Genomic DNA, 17,927 nt, shown 5'->3' on the forward strand with positions numbered 1-17,927 from the left:
TACTTACCAGAAACAAATTTCAAACGAATACATGTTATTTATCTTTTTCTTTTATCTCTGTCAACAGCTCAATAATTTTCTCATTTTGCTCCACTTGTTTCTCTGAATTTTGATAGATGAAACGTACCCATCTAAGTGCAAGAATAATAAGGAACAACGGAAGCATTGAAATTAGAAAGCCAAAAATCGAAAAATTCGTATACATATATATCACCTCTCTACATACAACTTTCTCCATACATCTACTAAAACCTGCAATTTTTTACACATAAAAAAAGAACCTATCAAACGATAGATTCTTCTTTTGCAAACTGAGTAGAACGTCCTCTCGTAATAGAGAAAATCGCACAAAGCAGAGCTAATATAATAAAGCCGCCGCCTACCCAAGCATTATATATAACAGATGATTTTTCAATAACAACTCCGCCTACTGTTGAACCGAGTGCAATTCCTAAGTGAAGCGCAGAGTTATTTAGACTTTGCTGAATGCCAGCCGATTCTGGTGCAATTTCAATTAAATAATTTTGTTGCGCTGGCGAAATAGCCCAGCTCAGCATACTCCAAATCCCCATCATAATAATGAACAGCGGGAATGAGAATGTCATCATCGGCAATATGAAGATTGCACACGCAAATACGATAATAATTGAGATAATACTTTTCTTCGATCCCCATTTATCAGCAAGCAAGCCCCCAAGGCCGCCTCCAAGTACCGCTGCGATTCCGAAAATGAAGTAAAATACACTAATCCAATTCGCTTCCACATGCATCACATCTTTTAAAAATGGTGTTAAATATGCATATAGCGTTAAATGACCCGTTAAAAATAAGAATGACGTTAACTGTGCACTTACGATTTTCTTATCTTTTAACGTAGCAATTTGTTCTCTTATTGATAATACCGATGTCGGTGGTACTTTCGTTAAGAATAATGAAATACAAGCAATTGCCATAACTGTTAATACCGAAATTAATACAAATGGTGCACGCCATCCATATGCATTTCCGAGTACAAGACCGAGGGGTACTCCAAGTACAAGTGATCCACTAATCCCCATGAAAATGATTCCAATTGCACGCGCACGAAAATGCGGTTCTACAACACTAGAAGCAAGTGTTACAGATAACGCAATAATTAATGAACCGCTCGCCGCACAAACAACCCTCGAGAACATTAACATCCCGTAATTCACACTACATGCCGAAATAATATTTCCGATTAAGAAAATTGATAATGCCCCAATGTATAATCTTTTTCTTTCAAACTTTCCAGTTACCGCTAATAAAACAGGACCTGATAAAGCAAATACTACTGAAAATATTGTTATAAGCTGACCAGCTGCACTAATAGATACGCCTAAATCATTGGCAACTAGATCGAGCGTTCCTCCTATAATTAGCTCAACCGTTCCGACTACAAAAGCCGCGATAGCTAAAATATACACACGAAAATTCAAGTCTTTCCCCACGCTTTCTATTTTGGTTACTACGACTATAGTAACCAAAATAGAAATTGAACACAAGTACAATTTTTTTACAATAAAAAACAGGCGTATGATACGCCTGCCTTCTAATTATTAAACAGTAGTTTTATTCTTCTTATTTAAATACCAATACACCGGAAGTCCAGTAAAGACAATTCCAATTGATAAGAAACAACTTACCGGATCATTGATAATTGCACTACCAATTACAAAGAACGAACCTAAAATCGCGACAATTGGTACGATTGGGAATAACGGTACACTGTATGCACGCTCTTTATTCTTATTACGTTTTCTTAAAATGAAGACACCAATAAACGTCATTACGTAGAAAATATAAATAATGAATACGGAAATCTCAGATAGCTTATTCGGATCACTAATAATCATTAAAATAATTCCTAAAATGATTTCAACAGTAATCGCATTTGCTGGTGTTTTAAATCTTGGGCTTTCCTTTGCAATAAACTTAGCAAATGGAAGTTGTCCACGTTCTGCCATCGACATTGGAATACGTGGGAATGTTAAAATCTTTCCATTTAAACAACCGAAAATAGAAATGATAATACCAATACTAATAATTTTCCCGCCATATTCTCCAAGTAGCATGCCCGCAGCTGTCGCTGTTGCATTTTCTCCAAGGTCTACAATTTTCGCTGCTGGTAATACATTTAATAATGCCAAGTTAATTAATACGTAAGCAGCTGTTACAATTAAAATCCCAACTGTCATCGCTTTCGGTAATAACTTTGTTGGATTCTTCATTTCTCCGCCAATCGAAGCAAGTAGAATCCAGCCATCATAAGCAAATAACGTTGCTAAAATCGCCATACCAATACTTTGATTTTCCGATATCGGCACAACTACGTTAAAGATATCGCTATTCCCTTTCCAAAAACCTAACACAACAATTAAAACGATCGGAATCATCTTCCCAATTGTCGTAACCGTTTGGACGATACCTCCATATTTTGTTCCCATACTATTTACAACGCCAAGGAACACAACTGTTCCAATTGCAATTGGTAAATTCCATACTTTATCTAAATAGAAGAAATTAATCATTAAAGAACTAAAGTACAACCCTAATGTTCCAATAATAGCTGGTCCATAAACAATTGTTTGCATCCAGCCTGATAAATATCCCCAAAAACTTCCGTAAATCTCCTCTAAATACGTATACAACCCACCATTTTTCGGGATTTGCGCTCCAATTTCAGCTACTGTTAAACCACTTGCTAGCGTCAACAGACCACCAATTACCCAAGCAAGAATGGCCATATTAGAACTCCCCGAGTAATCTAATACGCTCCCTGGTTTCATAAACACACCAGATCCAATAATCGTTCCTACCACAATAGAAAGTGCTACTGTTAAGCCAATTTTGTTCTTCTCATCATGATGCATGCTGCGTATCCTCCTTCCAATCCTAGTGTGATGCAAAAATGAAATAAAAAAACACTCCTCCCTAAAAAAGGGACGAGTGTTGTATTCGTGGTTCCACCCTTGTTTCAATTAGCAAAGTGACACACTTCACCAATTTCTCAAGTCTAAATAACGGTTTTTGCCGGCAAGCAATTACTAGATGTTCGTTCACTGCTGCAGTTCAGAGGTGGTAATCCATTTTTTCGTATTAGGAAGCTCACAGCCAAAGGCTTCCCTCTCTGAGAATCGTAAAAAATTGATCGTGTCCTCATCATCACTTCTTGATGTCGAATTTTGTAGTTATTGTTCATTATATTGAATTGTTAGAAAAAATCAATATATTTTTTTATATAACATACGAAATATTTCTCTTCTTATATTATAACAGAAGTTACGACACTTCTCTAATTCCCTAAAAATGGTATACTTCATATAGGAGGTGCAAGGATAATGATTGCTGTTTTTTGTATTATCGCTACATTTCTTTCGGCTCTATTCGCTATCATGTACAGGCACAAATATCCTGGTTATAGCATTTTAGCAGTAGCTATTATACCAGCTGCTTCCTTCTATGTATTAGGTAAATACCAATATACAGAAGTATTTATCGGTTTTGCAATCTTCTACTGCGTCTTTGGATACATACTAACAATGAAAAAAAATTTATTAAATCATTAAAAGGGACCGATTTCTGCTAACAGAAATCGGTCCTCTCACGTACCTTTCGGTTGCCCACACGAAAGATACGAATTCGCTCAATTATTTCTCATCTTTTCCCATAAAAAATTTGTGATGTGGAAGATCCACATTCAACGCCTCTAATTGTTTCTTTTCATTGTCTAAAATCGATTTTGCTTTTGTTTTTGTTGCCTCATCTAATCCCGCAAAGATATCTTCATGTTTCTCTTTCTCTGGAAGTTTCACACCTAGTTTTGTTAATTCTTCTTTAGCTTGCTCATGTGTTAATTTCCCGGACTTTTCTTGTTCAAAAATAGACTTTACTTTTTCCTTCGTTGCTTCATCTAAGTTAACAAGTATGTCTTTATGCTTACCCTTCTCTGGCATTTTCACGCCTAACTTTGTTAATTCCTCTTGCGCTTGTTCACGTGTTAATTTCCCGGATTTCTCTTGCTCTAAAATTGATTTTGCTTTTTCTTTTGTTGCTTCGTCTAAGTTAGCAAACATATCACCATGCTTACCCTTTTCCGGGAACTTCACGCCTAGTTTTGTTAACTCTTCTTTTGCTTGTTCACGTGTTAATTTTCCAGATTTCTCTTGCTCTAAAATCGTTTTCGCCTTTGCTTTTGTTGCTTCATCTAAATTAGCAAACATATCACCATGCTTACCCTTCTCTGGCATTTTCACGCCTAACTTCGTTAATTCTTCTTGCGCTTGTTCACGTGTTAATTTTCCGGATTTCTCTTGCTCTAAAATCGTTTTCGCCTTTGCTTTTGTTGCTTCATCTAAATTAGCAAACATATCACCATGCTTACCCTTCTCTGGCATTTTCACGCCTAACTTCGTTAATTCTTCTTGCGCTTGTTCACGTGTTAATTTTCCGGATTTCTCTTGCTCTAAAATCGATTTCGCTTTTTCTTTTGTTGCTTCATCTAAGTTAGCAAACATGTCTTTACGCTTTTCTTTCTCTGGAAGTTTTACACCTAGTTCCTCTAACTGTTTCTTTGTATCGTCCATAATCGTTTTTACTTTTTGTTTTGTAGCGTCATCTAAATCTTTTTTCGCCGTTTTTGTAGATTGCTCAGCTGCTGGAGTATTCGTTGCCGCAAATGCTGGTATGCCGGCTCCTCCAATGATTCCGAATGATAAAGCACCTGCAATTGCTAAATACCCAACTGTTTTCTTCTTCATAGGAAATTTCCTCCTTCATATTTCTAAAGCATGTACACTTTCGTATACAATGCCTATAGTAATGTCGGTTTCTTAACATTTCCTTAACGACTTAACAAAAAAACACCGCTCTTGATGAGCGGTGTTTCTCTATGCTTTTTGTAATTGTAATTCTTCACGTTCCATTATTCTTCTTAATACAATTGTTTGTGTCATTGTAAATAAGTTACCTGTTATCCAGTACAACACAAGTCCTGATGGCGCCGCAAATCCCATAAATAGAATCATTGCCGGCATCATAATTTGCTGCACCTTCATCATCTGTACTTGTTCTCCAGGTGTAACGTTAGATTGGAAAACTTTCATCTGAATAAATGTCGTTAACGCTGCGATAATCGGTAATATATGATAAGGATCTGCATGTCCTAAGTTCACCCATAAAAATGAAGATGTGCGAATCTCTTCTGTTCGGCTAATCGCATAATACAAAGCAGAAAAAATCGGCATTTGTATAAAGATTGGCCAGCAACCAGCAAGTGGATTCCAACCGCCTGATTTCATTAGTTCTGACATTTCTTTTTGATACTGCTTTTGTTTTTCAAGATCTTTACTTACATCACCGTATTTTTTCTTTAGCTTCTGCAATTCAGGTTGCATTTTTTTCATTTTTGCTTGGCTACGATATTGCGAAATAGCTAATGGAATCATAGCTGAACGAATAACGAGCGTCATAATAATGATAGCAATCCCGAAGCTAGCTCCCGGTATATGATGAGCAACAAATTGAATCATATACGAGATTGGATATACGAAATAATGGTTCCAAATTCCCGTACTATGTGAATCGATTGTGCCTGCATTACTGCAGCCAGATAAAACAAAAACAAGTAATACTGATAAACTAATGAGCGCAGCTCGGTATGATTTTAACATGTTCATTCCTCCAATGTTTCGTAATTATTTAGCGAAACATTGGTGTATACGGACCGACCTCGTCATTCTCTTCACTTGATTCTTGTCTGCGTACAGAACGAATCATTCCATACTTATAAAAAATTGAAAATAGCGGTACATTTCCCGCACTATCTTCACATGTATCAGCTAACGCAAAAGCTCTTTGTCTACCGCTTGATGCTTGCTGACGCACAAAGCGAGAAACATTAGCAAGGAAGAAAACTTCTAATAAACAAAGCGCTGTCGTTACAAACGATATATATAGAATTGCATCCTGCAATAAAAATTCCATCGCTTCACATCCTTAATAAGGTCATTTTAGCACATTGGGCAAATATTCTCTATTTCCTTTTATCGTCAAAAAAAGTATTTTGCATATTTTCTCAAGAAAATAATAATTAAGAAACGTTGTATTCGCTTTCTTTAGTATATTCACACACATCAATGAATAGGCTTGATTTATTAGAAATTTATAAAATTTTTGCATTATAATAAAACTATTGCCAGTTTTTGAAAAAACCTTTATTCTCTTCTTGTAATCAAAAATGAATATGGAGATGAAACATACTATGGGTCAACTAGGAGACGCCGATTACGTTCCCGACACCGCCTTTTTATCCTTCCCAGCAGCTAAAACATTTCACTTAGAATTTATCATACAGTTGGTTGTTATTTTCGTAGCTTCTATTTTGTATGCAATTTCTATGAATATGTTCTTTATCCCGCATAACATGATTAGCGGTGGATTCGCTGGTGTAGGGATGATTATCGGTTATTTAATGCACTACAATATCGGTGCACTTATCTTTTTACTAAACATTCCTCTTCTTATTTTAAGTCACTTTTACTTAGGCAAGAAGACAACCTTTTTAACAGCGTACTTTGTAGCTGTATCATCGTTAGCGATGAACATTATCCCTGTACACCAAGTTTCAGACGATATTTTACTATCTTCTGTATTCGGCGGTGTAATCTGCGGAGCAGCTTCCGGAATCATATTCCGATTTGCTTCTTCAACAGGTGGTTTTGATGTCGTTGGATTGATTGTAGCAAAACATCGAGATATTTCGATTGGAGCAATCATCTTTGGATTCAACTTAATCTTACTTGTTGCAGCAGGATTTATTTTCGGATGGGATATTACACTTTATACGTTAATTAGCCGGTTTGTAGTCAGTAAAGTAATTGATGCCGTGCATACGAAACATATTAAATTAACGATAATGACAGTTACAGAAAAAGGCGAGGAAATAAAAAGCGCACTATTACATCACGGCATACGCGGAGTGACAATGGTAGATGCTGTCGGCGGCTATACAAACCATAAGAAAAAAATGATTTACACTGTCGTGACTCGCTATGAGTTAGGCGAAATGAAACGTATTATCCGTCAAGTGGATAACAAAGCATTCATGAACATTACTGAAACAGTTGAAATTGTCGGCCGTTTCAAACGCATATAAAAAGATTAATACATTAAAGGGCATAACATATAATATGTTATGCCCTTTGTTATTCAACTAACGCACCCTTTAGCATAATAAAATCACAAAGTTTATTACTACAAATCGGAGGATAGCATTCCATATACAAAACTATCTGTCCATTCATTTTTATTCCAAAAATCTTGTATGAAATGGGCTTCCTTTCTCATGCCTATGCGTTCACACAATTTTTTTGAAGCTGTATTACGTGCATCAAGATTAGCTTGTATACGATGTACATTACATTCATTAAATAATTTAAATACCAAACTACTTACTGCTTCTGTTGCCAAACCTCTCCCAGCTACTTCATTTGAAAAACTATAACCAATCTCAACAGTATCTTTCATATTTGTGTACCATACGGATAAATCACCAACTACTTTAGTCTTGTATATAACTGCCAAACTTAATATTGAATCTTTAGTAAGTACATTGTTTGCTAGCTTCGTATTAAATCTTTTCTGCATGTCTTCATGAGTCCACTTATTATATAATAGGAACTTACATGTATCATCATTATTATAAATAGCAAATACATCCTTTAAATCAGTACTCTTAAAAGGTCTAATTATTAATCTTTCTGTTGTGATCTCCAAGTTAGCTCTCCTCCTTTTCATTCATACTACAAAACATTTTTATAGTATGTAAATCTCCTTCTTATATCCCACCTTAATTACATATTTGATCATAATAAATTAAAATCCTTCTTCCACTAAACGGCATTGTTAATGGTACTTCCTTGCGCTTTTTATTTTATTACACTTATTACAAAATCAGATAATTCTATTATTGTGACCCAAAATGTGTTATAATGAAAGCAGACTCACAAAAAAAGAGTATATAGACTTGGAAGTTTCTCTTATTTTACAAGCAAAAAGAAACGAGCAGTCGGGTATATTTCAAACACCATACACGTAACGGTTTAAAAAACCGATCATCTTAGTTATTCTTCCATGATCTTTTTATAAAAAAAGATACGTACAACTAAAATTCACTTCAATATACTATACCTACCTTTTTGACTTCCAAATCATCTTATTACATAGGGAGATGAACATATGAATCAATATATCAGATATACAATAGCTGTCCTGTTTGCTATTATCGGCGGAACAATCTGCTTCTGGACAAACACTCAGCTTGGAGAGAATATCATTTTTAATGGAATCGAAACACTTGTAAGCGCTTCAATTTTAGGCGGATATATTTTCTTCCTCTTCAACCCAGAAGAAAATGCGCAAAAAACAATGTTATTAACAATGATCGGAATCGTTGGCGGATGTATTTCCTACTCAATGACTAACTATACATTACCACTTCAATTAAGCTCAGCTTTCTTCCACGGTCTATGGACTTGGTTCATTGCATTCTGCCTAGCAGACGTATTCAACCTACTACAAGACAATGAAGAAGAAAACGGTCGCCAAATTGAAAGTAACTCGTAAGCTGGAAGATATTCTTCCAGCTTTTTTATGTTATTTTGCATACTCCGTCACCACAATAAAAAGAAGCTACCCTCACGGCAACTTCTTTTCCACATACCCCATCTGGTACTCACCAGAATATATCAACGATTTTTCACATATATCGGCGATTTCTCCACTTATATCAACGATTTTTTCATTATATCGACGATTCGACATCCAAAAACGCACAACATACCCTATCCCCCAAGCAACTTACTGCCGAACTCTACGATTAAAAAGATAATTAATAGGATCGCGAGTATCTTTAATGCTACATATGCTACTTTAAAAACAGCATAAATAAGCAAGACTATTAAAATAATCGTTAAAATTTCCATCTAGAATTCCTCCAAGCTTTGCTCTTCTTATCTTATTTTACTCGCCTCAGACTTTTTATGGAACGGCATAAGGCGACATAGAAAAGAGAGGATATCTCACCCATCGTAAGATACCCTCTCTTTCAGCTGCTCAAACCATTCTCTCTCTAATTGTAAATATCCCATTTCATTCTTTTCAGCATTCTGCAATTCTTTATCAGCTTTCTTCATATAAGTACGGGACGCTTCCATATTGCCCTCTAAATATTTAATAATCCCTTGTGTACGGTAATATCCGTTTAGATCCATTTTTGTAATGGCCTTTGCATGCTCCTTTGCTTCTTGCAAAGAAAGACTATCCATCTCATAAAGGGCTTTATATAAAAGGTACCAACTATGAAAACTACTAACGAAAAACTTATTTTCTTTCGTTACAGGTAGTTGAACAATTCGTTCTATATGTGGTATCGCTCTTTCCATTCCCTCTTGATCTGCACGAGCAAAAAAGACAAGCATAAGTCTACTCATTATCTCTCTTATCCCTTTATTCTCTTTTATTTTTTCCTCACTAAGTTCTACTAATCTTTCATCCCAATCTTTCGGTCTTTTATAACTAAATAACTCACTCGATATTTGAATCTCATATAAATGATTTCTAGCTCTTTCATCATCTTTAATTAAAATAAGAAATTGCATCCCATCACTCATAAGCGTTCCTTTTATCGGCACAATTGTAACCGCAAAGATTGCAAAATGGAAAAAGGAAAAATATAAAAGATATTGATAATAACTTACCATGTATATGTAACCGGAAGTAATACCAAATAGTAAACTCGTAATCGGTCCACCTAAAGTGAGCCAAGCCCATTTTTTCGAAAGATTCGGTGTCTCTATAGAAGGTGGTACTAGTGTTGCAACGCCTCCAAAGTACGCCCATAATTTATTTTCTCGAATGCGTAATTTTCCTTTTTCTTTTTGAATAGTAATGGGTCCTACTGTCATAAATTTAAATGTCAAACCACCTATTACACCAAATACTACATGTCCTAGCTCATGAATGGCTAACACTAACAATGCAATTCCAACTATTGCCCATAGGTTCAAAATTACTTCTAATTTCCCAGTTCGGATTACTCCGTATAAAATGGACAGAATTAGCGCCACTGTCATTGAGCCAGCTGGCCTTCTTAAAATATCCATCTTTTTCTCCCCTTAATAAATCATTTTTCTATGCATCTCGTACATGAATTTTCCGATATGTAATATCCAAATAAACGAGATTAAACCAAGCAACACGAAATTGATATCACTAACTGCTGTATATATAACAGCAATCCACCATACATATGCCAATATTGTATTCGTAAATTCATACGCTTTATATCCAGCTTCATGCACAATATGCTTTAATCCTTCATCTGCGTTTTTCGTCCACATTTTCATCGATTCCAGGTAAATTACACCTTGTTCAGGATATAGCTTATTATAACGATTTTTTGTTATGATCCCGATAATCACTACGATAGTTAAACAGGCAATAGAAGCTACTAAATTCCACACCGCAAATGACACATTTGTATCCTGCAACAGTGCACGTCTACATGCAATAACTGCATATACAAACCATGCCAGTGTAACTATATCACCTATACGTAAATACATACTTATAATGCCTAATTTTCTGCCTTGTACACTCTCTTCTTCATCGCGTGCCTCCGCTAACATACGTGTATTCTTCCAAGTGTAGTACATCATTATCATTCCAAAAATAGTACATACACCTATTAATATATTGGGTGATAATTTTCTCGGTTCATCCGAAAGCATATCTAGAGCTATATACGATGCAAAAAAGCCACCTATCATACTTAATATGAGTTTGCAAAAACTAAAAAATTGTTCCCCTAGTTTACTCTTCATCATCCTCTTCCCCCTCCACTAACGTAAATATTTCCTCCACCGGTACATTGAAAATTTGTGCGATTTTTAACGACAATACGATAGATGGTGCATAATCCCCGCGCTCAATTAAACTAATCGTTTGCCGTGATGATCCAATCGCTTTCCCTAAATCCCCTTGTGATAAACGATGCTTTGCTCGCAATTCCCTCACTCGATTTTGAAGCTTCATGTCTTCCCTCTTTTTCATTTATTTAATTAAAATTGTAAATAATATCCTTATTTTTGTCAATTATAATTGTCATTACGACTATAATAATTGACAAAAATAAAGATTTATTATGATGAAAATAACTTATATAATGAATGTGAAATATTAAACAAAGGAGATTCCATATGAAGAAAACATCTACCTTTTCTTACATTCTTACCAAGCTTACAGCAGCTTTCTTGTTATTATTACTTATTAGCACGCTTCTCTTAACAACTAGTCAACAAACATTATATAGTTTCTTAGCTGGATTACGAGAACTACTATATGTTCCCTTCGTTCCTATTCTTGCGGCATATGCAATTTTTTGTTCTATTTGCATCGATAAATTAAAATTAAAAACACATACAAGACTGAAGACATTGTGCCTTTATATTTTTTGCGGCTATTTATTTTCTCTTCCATTCCTAATATTTAAAGAAGCTAGTCTAATACAGTTCTTATTTCTCGGATCAATTGGAGCAATATGTTCTCTTTTTTTCTATTTATATACAGTTATAGCAACAAAATTTAAGTGGATACAATATGTCGTGCCAGGCATTATGCTTATTATATTTATCACAATCAACTTAATAGATATAGAAAAGTTTGGAACATCAAAAGAACAATGGGTCGAAACAAAAACAGATAACTCTTTCGAGGCATCTTTTCAACATTTTAGTGGTAAACATAAAGTCCCCATTGAACTAAAACGAGGGGACATATTAGAATTCACGATTGAATCACGAGCTGAAAATCCAAATGGCTACATGGGGGACATAGGGGACATCAAAATGGCTAGTGAATTTCAAGACGAAGAAAATTATTTAGCTTCAGTCGGCCCTGATACGTACCATTTCCCAGCAATTAAGACCGGAACTTATTACATTATAGTTAGCGGAAACCAGTTAAAAGGAAAATTAAAAATAAATTGGAACATAAAATAAAAAAGGCAGTGTGTCTGCACTGCTTTCCTAAATTTTGACATAGAATGGATTTCATATTAACTTGCGTTTTGTAAAAATACTCGTTTTAACTGTTTGCGGAAACGAACTCCTAACGTAATTGCTACAATCACAATCACTCCAAAAATGATTTTACCGATGTGACCTTCTAACGCTCCAAAAATATCATGTAAGTTGCCACCTAACCAGTAACCACCGATTAAGAAGAACGATACCCAAAATAGAGCACCTGAGTAAATTGTAATGGCAAAACGACGGAATGGTAAGTTAATAATTCCTGCAAAATACCCTGTAAAATGACGGACACCAGGAATAAAGAAACCGATAAAAATCAGGAAGTATCCATACTTATCAAACCACATTCTTGTTAAGTCGATTTTTCTTTGTGTTAAAAATACGTATTTCCCATACTTTTGAATAAAGGGCATACCTAGTTTATTTCCTAAAAAGTATTGAATTGTCATTCCTACACTTGTCCCAATAAAAGATAGGATAATTAAAATCGGTAAACTTAAATCGCCCTTCTGTGCTAAAAATCCCGCATATGCTAACGTTGGCTCTCCCGGAAACGGAAGTGCAATATATTCTAACAGCAAACCAACAAGTACAACATAGTACCCGTACTGCTGAAATAATTCATGAACCCATTCCATGTCATCTCTCCTTCCAATCACGTACAACTTCTTACTATTATTGTATAAAAAAATTGTCGAAATAACTATCACAATAGCTTACATTTTTATTACATTTTTGTAAGGCTCACACTAAAGATTTCCGTTCTTTATTTGATGCTATCCATTATCATTTTAAAATGAACTAACAGCTATATATCGTACGAATCAAAGGAATTAATATACATTTTTCATCCAGTTTTTAACACCTAAAAATCACCACATTTTGTTCTCAATAAAAAACCACCACAAACTCATACGAACTTCATATTAGCTTCATATACGTATTGTAAGATTATATCGGAATTTGTTGAAAAATTTAACCAATATATGACTAATCATTAAATTGAATAAATATAAGTCGTTTTTCGAAATTGAAAAAAGGGTGAATAAGAAATGGAAGCTTATAAAATGCACGATTTTATTAATACAAATGTTGAATCTCATCAAAATGAAACCGTTTTTAATTTACACATGTGTGAAACAAGTGAATTTGACGTAAGTTTAACAAAATCTACAACACTGTCTTTTATCGTTTCAAAAAAGAACATTAAGATCGTTACGAAAAAATGGATTAATTCAAATCAAGAAAGCATGATTGGCAAAAGTTACATCATCCCAACGAAAGCTTTCCACTACTTTTTACCAATTATTTCTGAAACTGAAGATGAACTAAATATTCAAGTTCAAAGTTTTGGACTACATGGTGAACTTTTACTAAATGAAAGATTACTTATTGATAAAAACAACAAACAAAATCCAAAGATTACTACCTTCTTTGAAACATTAGATGAAAATGTAAATAAAGTATTACGCGGATTACAAATTCATTGTATGTAAGACTATTACAATAGTAAAAAGGAGAATATAATGAAAAAACTATTATTAAGCGCACTATTATCATTAGGATTTTTAACTATTCCATTCACAAATGCTGAGGCAGCTACAACGAATGATCAACTGATTGTAAACACGCAGTTAAATAAAATGGATTATTATCAAAACGGACAATTTATAAAGAGTTTTACTGTCGCTACTGGAAAAGCAGGTACACCTACACCTAAAGGTACTTTTCAAATCGTTAATAAAATTAAAAACCGTCCTTACTATACAGGAAAAATTAAAGGCGGCGACCCACGTAATCCCCTTGGTGATCGTTGGCTAGGATTAAATATGGCTGGAACTTACGGAACAACTTATGCGATTCATGGTACGAACAATAATCAGGCAATCGGCAAATGGACAACACTAGGTTGTATTCGTATGTATAACAATGATATACACTGGTTATTTGAGCGTATTCCCCAGCAGGCTACTGTCACTGTAAAATAACCTAAGAACACGATTTACGTGTAGCCAAGAATTTTATGTCTTGGCTTATTTTATTTCTTCATTTACAGTAGCAAAACAACTGTATTTACATATATAATGAAAATAGATTGTGTCAACTGACATTAAAACATTGATAAACATGGATATTAAAATTATACAGTTATAATATTTTATAAATTCTACAATACATACTATAATAGAACTACTGTAATTCTGAAATATTCAGTTTCGCTAAACAACTCCCCTTGCTGCTTTCATGATTATTTTATAGCGGGGGCTTATTATATGTATAAACAATCTGAGTCATTCAAAAATGATGAATTCGAATATTGCAGTAAAAAGCGTTATTTAGGAGGTGTTACTATGACGCATATACTGGTGATTGAAGACAACCCAGATATACAAGAACTAATTCGTGAATTTCTAATGGCACAAAACTTTACCGTTGATGTCGTTGGCGCTGGAACAGAAGGTATACTTCTTTTCCAAAAAAATTCATACGATCTTGTCCTCCTTGATGTGATGTTACCAGATATAGATGGCTATAGTATTTGTAAAATTATGCGAGGACAATCTGATGTACCGATCATTATGTTAACAGGCTTACATAATGAAGAAAGTGAAATTAAAGGATTTGAATTAGGTATTGATGACTATATTACAAAACCGTTCCATTACACCGTATTTATTAAACGTGTAGAAGCTGTATTAAGAAGGGCAGCAACGAAGGAAGCAGAAACTGCAACTATACTACAATTCCATGAATTGATGTTAAATTCTACAGCATATGCCGCTTATGTTCATGGTAATCAAATTGAATTGACAACAAAGGAATTTGAAATTATTTATACTTTACTGCAAAATCGGGGAAAAGTATTATCAAGAAGTGATTTGCTGAATAAGGTATGGGGCTATGAACATTATGGTGATGTAAGAGTTATAGATACACATATTAAAAACTTAAGAAAAAAATTAGGGATTCCTTATATTAAAACGGTGAAAGGCATTGGCTACAAAATCGAATCGTAGCACCGACAACATCACCAAAAATATTTTCATCAAAACCTTATTATTTTGTATTCTTTTATCACTTTGTCTTTATCAAATTATTTACTTTCTAGCTTCAAACTACGATAAAGAACGTTTTGCGAAAGAAAATGGGGCGCTGACGACAGAACAAGCGGATTCAGACAAACAAAACGACCAAAGTAAAATGAATCAAAGTAAGGCTGTTTCAGAGGGTATAGTTTCTAACTTTCAATCTTCTATTATAGATTATAAAGCACTCTCTACAGCCATAAATCACCTTTTGCAGCCTAGCCAAACTGCAAAAGCAAAAGAACATACTCAAAATATTTCGAAAAAAAATAGTACTTCTGCTCCACCTATAGAAACAGAAAAGCAAGTCACTACTAATGATGCCTTACAGAAACAAAATGCAGCAAGTAAAACAAATGATGCACAAGATTATCCAAAATTAGCAGATGCACTGCAGCAATTAGCTCCACATATTGGCGCGACAATGCTTGCATTATCTTTACTTGGATCCTTAATTTATACAAAACTAATTGCCAAACCTTTTCAATATATGAGCGATGCTTTAAAAGATATTATGAATATTGATTTCTCAGATAAAAAAGCACTTAACACAAATACAGATCAAACAGATTTTGATTTACAAGTAGCTGCTTCACAGGTCCCAAATATTGTGAAGAATTTACATGCAAGCAATCAAGATTTAAAAAGTGAGCTCAAAAAGGAACAACAGTTAGAACAATCTCGTAAAGAATTTATGTCTATGGTATCCCATGAATTAAAAACACCAATTGCGGCAGTTATGGGACAACTTGATGGCATGATTCACGGAATTGGTGCTTATAAAGATAGAGATAAATATTTAAAACGCTCCTATGAGATGATGCAAGATATCAACATATTAACGGAAAAGATGTCAGAATTATCCAAAATACAAAACCCTCAATTTAAACCGAATTTAGAAGTTATTTCATTAACTACTATTATTGAGGATGTTATGAAAAAAGTAGATTACTTTGTATCTGTAAAGCAATTAAATGTTCAATCTAACATTAAGCAAGACGTACAAATTTTAGCTGATCCTAAATTTATTCAAACTGCTATTTTTAATATTATTTCAAATGCAATTCATTACACAATTGACCATCAGCATGTCTATATAAAGCTTTATGAAAAGCCAAACGGTTACGCATTAGAAGTATTAAATACAGGTTCACAAATCGATGAGGATAAACTTGCCCATTTATTTGAGCCGTTCTATCGCGCAAACCCTGGCAAACATGGATTAGTACAAGGTAGTGGCCTTGGGCTATATATTGTAAAACAAATACTAGATAAACATCAGTTTCCTTATGGGATACAAAACACAGCCCAAGGTGTAAAATGTTCTATTGTATTCCCAAAAGCAATGTAAAAACCTACTACAATTTCATACCCCAAATTCATACTTCGTATGAGTGGCGGAATTTTGTAGAGTATCTTACTCTGTTTCGTTCGCCCGTTATCCTTATTTGGATAGCGGGCGTTTTTTATTATGTAAAAGGAGGATTTTCATGGAAAAATTTAAGTATTCATTACTCGTTTTATTCGGAGCTTGTAGCTACGGTGTACTTTCAACTATTTTTAAACTCGGATTCATTGATGGATTTTCAGCACATCAACTATTAGGGGGACAATATGTCTTCGGATGGATCGGGCTTCTTCTGCTCGTTCTTTTCACTTCACGTCATAAAGTAACAAAAAAGCAATTCTTTTCCTTACTAACAGTTGGCACAACAATGAGTATGACTGGTATCTTCTACGCTATCTCTGTAGAAGAACTACCAGCATCTATCGCTGTTGTCCTACTTTTCCAGTTCACATGGATTGGTGTAGTCATTGAAGCTATTGCAAATCGAACATTTCCAAGCCGTGAGAAAGTTATATCTATCATTATTTTATTTACTGGCACATTGTTTGCAGGCGGTGTCTTTGAAGGACTCGGACAAAGCTTTTCCACAAAAGGTATTATCTTTGGTTTATTAGCCGCTGTCTCTTTTTCGTTCTATGTGTTTGCAAGCGGGCGTGTTGCTACAGAAGTTCCGCCTTATACGAAAAGTTTTCTTATGACAACAAGCGCTACTCTTATCGTATGCCTATTCTTCCCGCCAACCTTTTTAACAGACGGTGCCCTGCAAGCAGGTCTTTGGAAATACGCTTTCTTCCTCGGATTGTTCGGCGTTGTCGTACCTGTCATCTGTTTTTCAATTGGTGTACCGAAAGTAGGAACAGGACTTAGTACAATACTAGGAGCAGCTGAATTACCAACGGCTATTATCGCTTCTATTACACTTGTACATGAAGTCGTAACCTTCATGCAGTGGATTGGGATACTCTTTATACTACTTGGAATTTTTACTCCTCAGCTACTTACAGCTAGGAAAGCAAAGAAACATAGTAGCGTGCATAGCGCATGAAAATAATATTTTGTATATAAATGTAAATATAGTTACAATGTAGTATAATTTCAAATCTATTTGGAGGTATAAATGACTATTTTAAGCGTAGCCTTTTTTTCCATTATGTGTATCTTCTTCTTAATAAGATATATGAAAGAGAAGAAATTTTACGATTTGCTCCTCATTCCCATTTGCATATATGCTGGGGCAGTCAAAACCCCTTTAGTAGAGTACTTAAACTTTAATACTACATTCAAAATAACATATGATATTGCAGCTATTATTCTCGTAATCCTTGCTGTACTTTTCTTCTTAAAGGATAAGAAAGAGAATCCTACTGTATAACCAAAAGACCT

Annotated in this window: 22 protein-coding genes and 1 other annotated feature; of the genes, 10 read left to right on the top strand and 12 right to left on the bottom strand. The window is 34.5% G+C overall.

The annotated features are described in order from the left end of the window. Positions 1 to 34: 34 nt before the first annotated feature. From MHB74_RS24895 to MHB74_RS24905, 3 genes are all read right to left on the bottom strand, one after another. A complete protein-coding gene (locus tag MHB74_RS24895; protein ID WP_061677997.1) occupies positions 35 to 205 on the bottom strand; it encodes a hypothetical protein in 171 nt (56 codons plus the stop codon). Positions 206 to 284: 79 nt separating this feature from the next. Further along, on the bottom strand, positions 285 to 1,469 hold the full coding sequence (locus MHB74_RS24900; protein ID WP_141658057.1) for an MFS transporter: 1,185 nt from the start codon (positions 1,467 to 1,469) through the stop codon (positions 285 to 287). Between the two features lie 108 nt (positions 1,470 to 1,577). Beyond that, positions 1,578 to 2,891: an APC family permease gene (locus MHB74_RS24905; protein WP_061677995.1), complete on the bottom strand. Its 1,314-nt coding sequence runs from the start codon at positions 2,889 to 2,891 to the stop codon at positions 1,578 to 1,580. A gap of 65 nt (positions 2,892 to 2,956) precedes the next feature. Beyond that, positions 2,957 to 3,193, bottom strand: a binding site (T-box leader). Positions 3,194 to 3,359: 166 nt separating this feature from the next. On the opposite strand from MHB74_RS24905, the gene MHB74_RS24910 reads away from it, so the two are divergent. After that, the gene (locus MHB74_RS24910; protein ID WP_061677994.1) at positions 3,360 to 3,587 is read left to right on the top strand and encodes a hypothetical protein; all 228 of its coding nucleotides are present in this window, start codon (positions 3,360 to 3,362) and stop codon (positions 3,585 to 3,587) included. Between the two features lie 81 nt (positions 3,588 to 3,668). On the opposite strand, the gene MHB74_RS24915 is transcribed toward MHB74_RS24910, so the two are convergent. From MHB74_RS24915 to MHB74_RS24925, 3 genes are all read right to left on the bottom strand, one after another. After that, positions 3,669 to 4,778 carry a hypothetical protein gene (locus tag MHB74_RS24915; protein WP_340844593.1) on the bottom strand — a complete coding sequence of 370 codons (1,110 nt, stop codon included), beginning with the start codon at positions 4,776 to 4,778 and terminating at the stop codon, positions 3,669 to 3,671. A 129-nt stretch (positions 4,779 to 4,907) separates the two neighbouring features. Then, positions 4,908 to 5,690, bottom strand: a complete 783-nt coding sequence (locus MHB74_RS24920) for a membrane protein insertase YidC (RefSeq protein WP_061679000.1) — start codon at positions 5,688 to 5,690, stop codon at positions 4,908 to 4,910. A 28-nt stretch (positions 5,691 to 5,718) separates the two neighbouring features. Beyond that, positions 5,719 to 6,003 carry a hypothetical protein gene (locus MHB74_RS24925; RefSeq protein WP_061678999.1) on the bottom strand — a complete coding sequence of 95 codons (285 nt, stop codon included), beginning with the start codon at positions 6,001 to 6,003 and terminating at the stop codon, positions 5,719 to 5,721. A gap of 277 nt (positions 6,004 to 6,280) precedes the next feature. On the opposite strand from MHB74_RS24925, the gene MHB74_RS24930 reads away from it, so the two are divergent. Beyond that, entirely contained in the window at positions 6,281 to 7,174 is an 894-nt protein-coding gene (locus MHB74_RS24930; protein ID WP_000530035.1) for a YitT family protein, read from the top strand. Between the two features lie 98 nt (positions 7,175 to 7,272). Here the strand turns inward: MHB74_RS24930 and MHB74_RS24935 are convergent, their stop codons facing one another. Further along, the gene (locus MHB74_RS24935) at positions 7,273 to 7,794 is read right to left on the bottom strand and encodes a GNAT family N-acetyltransferase (RefSeq protein WP_061678998.1); all 522 of its coding nucleotides are present in this window, start codon (positions 7,792 to 7,794) and stop codon (positions 7,273 to 7,275) included. Between the two features lie 462 nt (positions 7,795 to 8,256). On the opposite strand from MHB74_RS24935, the gene MHB74_RS24940 reads away from it, so the two are divergent. Next, entirely contained in the window at positions 8,257 to 8,643 is a 387-nt protein-coding gene (locus tag MHB74_RS24940) for a DUF3938 domain-containing protein (RefSeq protein ID WP_001077770.1), read from the top strand. Positions 8,644 to 8,861: 218 nt separating this feature from the next. Here MHB74_RS24940 and MHB74_RS24945 read toward each other — a convergent pair whose 3' ends face one another. From MHB74_RS24945 to MHB74_RS24960, 4 genes are all read right to left on the bottom strand, one after another. Then, the gene (locus MHB74_RS24945; protein WP_000404782.1) at positions 8,862 to 9,002 is read right to left on the bottom strand and encodes a DUF3985 family protein; all 141 of its coding nucleotides are present in this window, start codon (positions 9,000 to 9,002) and stop codon (positions 8,862 to 8,864) included. A gap of 96 nt (positions 9,003 to 9,098) precedes the next feature. Beyond that, the gene (locus tag MHB74_RS24950) at positions 9,099 to 10,181 is read right to left on the bottom strand and encodes a hypothetical protein (protein ID WP_061678997.1); all 1,083 of its coding nucleotides are present in this window, start codon (positions 10,179 to 10,181) and stop codon (positions 9,099 to 9,101) included. A gap of 12 nt (positions 10,182 to 10,193) precedes the next feature. Beyond that, positions 10,194 to 10,901 carry a DUF3169 family protein gene (locus MHB74_RS24955; protein ID WP_061679002.1) on the bottom strand — a complete coding sequence of 236 codons (708 nt, stop codon included), beginning with the start codon at positions 10,899 to 10,901 and terminating at the stop codon, positions 10,194 to 10,196. Beyond that, positions 10,891 to 11,112 carry a helix-turn-helix transcriptional regulator gene (locus MHB74_RS24960; protein WP_000776168.1) on the bottom strand — a complete coding sequence of 74 codons (222 nt, stop codon included), beginning with the start codon at positions 11,110 to 11,112 and terminating at the stop codon, positions 10,891 to 10,893. Before MHB74_RS24960 ends, MHB74_RS24955 begins: the two co-directional genes overlap by 11 nt. 164 nt (positions 11,113 to 11,276) lie before the next feature. On the opposite strand from MHB74_RS24960, the gene MHB74_RS24965 reads away from it, so the two are divergent. Beyond that, positions 11,277 to 12,077 carry a hypothetical protein gene (locus MHB74_RS24965; RefSeq protein ID WP_061678996.1) on the top strand — a complete coding sequence of 267 codons (801 nt, stop codon included), beginning with the start codon at positions 11,277 to 11,279 and terminating at the stop codon, positions 12,075 to 12,077. Positions 12,078 to 12,133: 56 nt separating this feature from the next. Here the strand turns inward: MHB74_RS24965 and MHB74_RS24970 are convergent, their stop codons facing one another. Further along, positions 12,134 to 12,748 carry a DedA family protein gene (locus MHB74_RS24970; RefSeq protein ID WP_061678995.1) on the bottom strand — a complete coding sequence of 205 codons (615 nt, stop codon included), beginning with the start codon at positions 12,746 to 12,748 and terminating at the stop codon, positions 12,134 to 12,136. A 414-nt stretch (positions 12,749 to 13,162) separates the two neighbouring features. On the opposite strand from MHB74_RS24970, the gene MHB74_RS24975 reads away from it, so the two are divergent. The 6 genes from MHB74_RS24975 to MHB74_RS25000 all read left to right on the top strand — a co-directional run bounded on the left by MHB74_RS24975 (position 13,163) and on the right by MHB74_RS25000 (position 17,916). Then, positions 13,163 to 13,606: a DUF3978 family protein gene (locus MHB74_RS24975; protein ID WP_000388764.1), complete on the top strand. Its 444-nt coding sequence runs from the start codon at positions 13,163 to 13,165 to the stop codon at positions 13,604 to 13,606. A 30-nt stretch (positions 13,607 to 13,636) separates the two neighbouring features. Further along, complete coding sequence (locus MHB74_RS24980) at positions 13,637 to 14,098, top strand: L,D-transpeptidase (protein WP_061678994.1); 462 nt, start codon at positions 13,637 to 13,639, stop codon at positions 14,096 to 14,098. 363 nt (positions 14,099 to 14,461) lie between these two features. Then, entirely contained in the window at positions 14,462 to 15,127 is a 666-nt protein-coding gene (locus MHB74_RS24985) for a response regulator transcription factor (protein ID WP_002145008.1), read from the top strand. Next, positions 15,105 to 16,547: a sensor histidine kinase gene (locus MHB74_RS24990; protein WP_061678993.1), complete on the top strand. Its 1,443-nt coding sequence runs from the start codon at positions 15,105 to 15,107 to the stop codon at positions 16,545 to 16,547. Before MHB74_RS24985 ends, MHB74_RS24990 begins: the two co-directional genes overlap by 23 nt. 139 nt (positions 16,548 to 16,686) lie before the next feature. Beyond that, the gene (locus MHB74_RS24995; protein ID WP_061678992.1) at positions 16,687 to 17,589 is read left to right on the top strand and encodes an EamA family transporter; all 903 of its coding nucleotides are present in this window, start codon (positions 16,687 to 16,689) and stop codon (positions 17,587 to 17,589) included. 72 nt (positions 17,590 to 17,661) lie between these two features. Beyond that, positions 17,662 to 17,916: a hypothetical protein gene (locus tag MHB74_RS25000; protein ID WP_061678991.1), complete on the top strand. Its 255-nt coding sequence runs from the start codon at positions 17,662 to 17,664 to the stop codon at positions 17,914 to 17,916. Positions 17,917 to 17,927: the final 11 nt, after the last annotated feature.

It is taken from the genome of Bacillus sp. FSL K6-0069, assembly GCF_038007785.1.
In the GTDB taxonomy this organism is placed as follows: Bacteria; Bacillota; Bacilli; order Bacillales; family Bacillaceae_G; genus Bacillus_A; species Bacillus_A mobilis.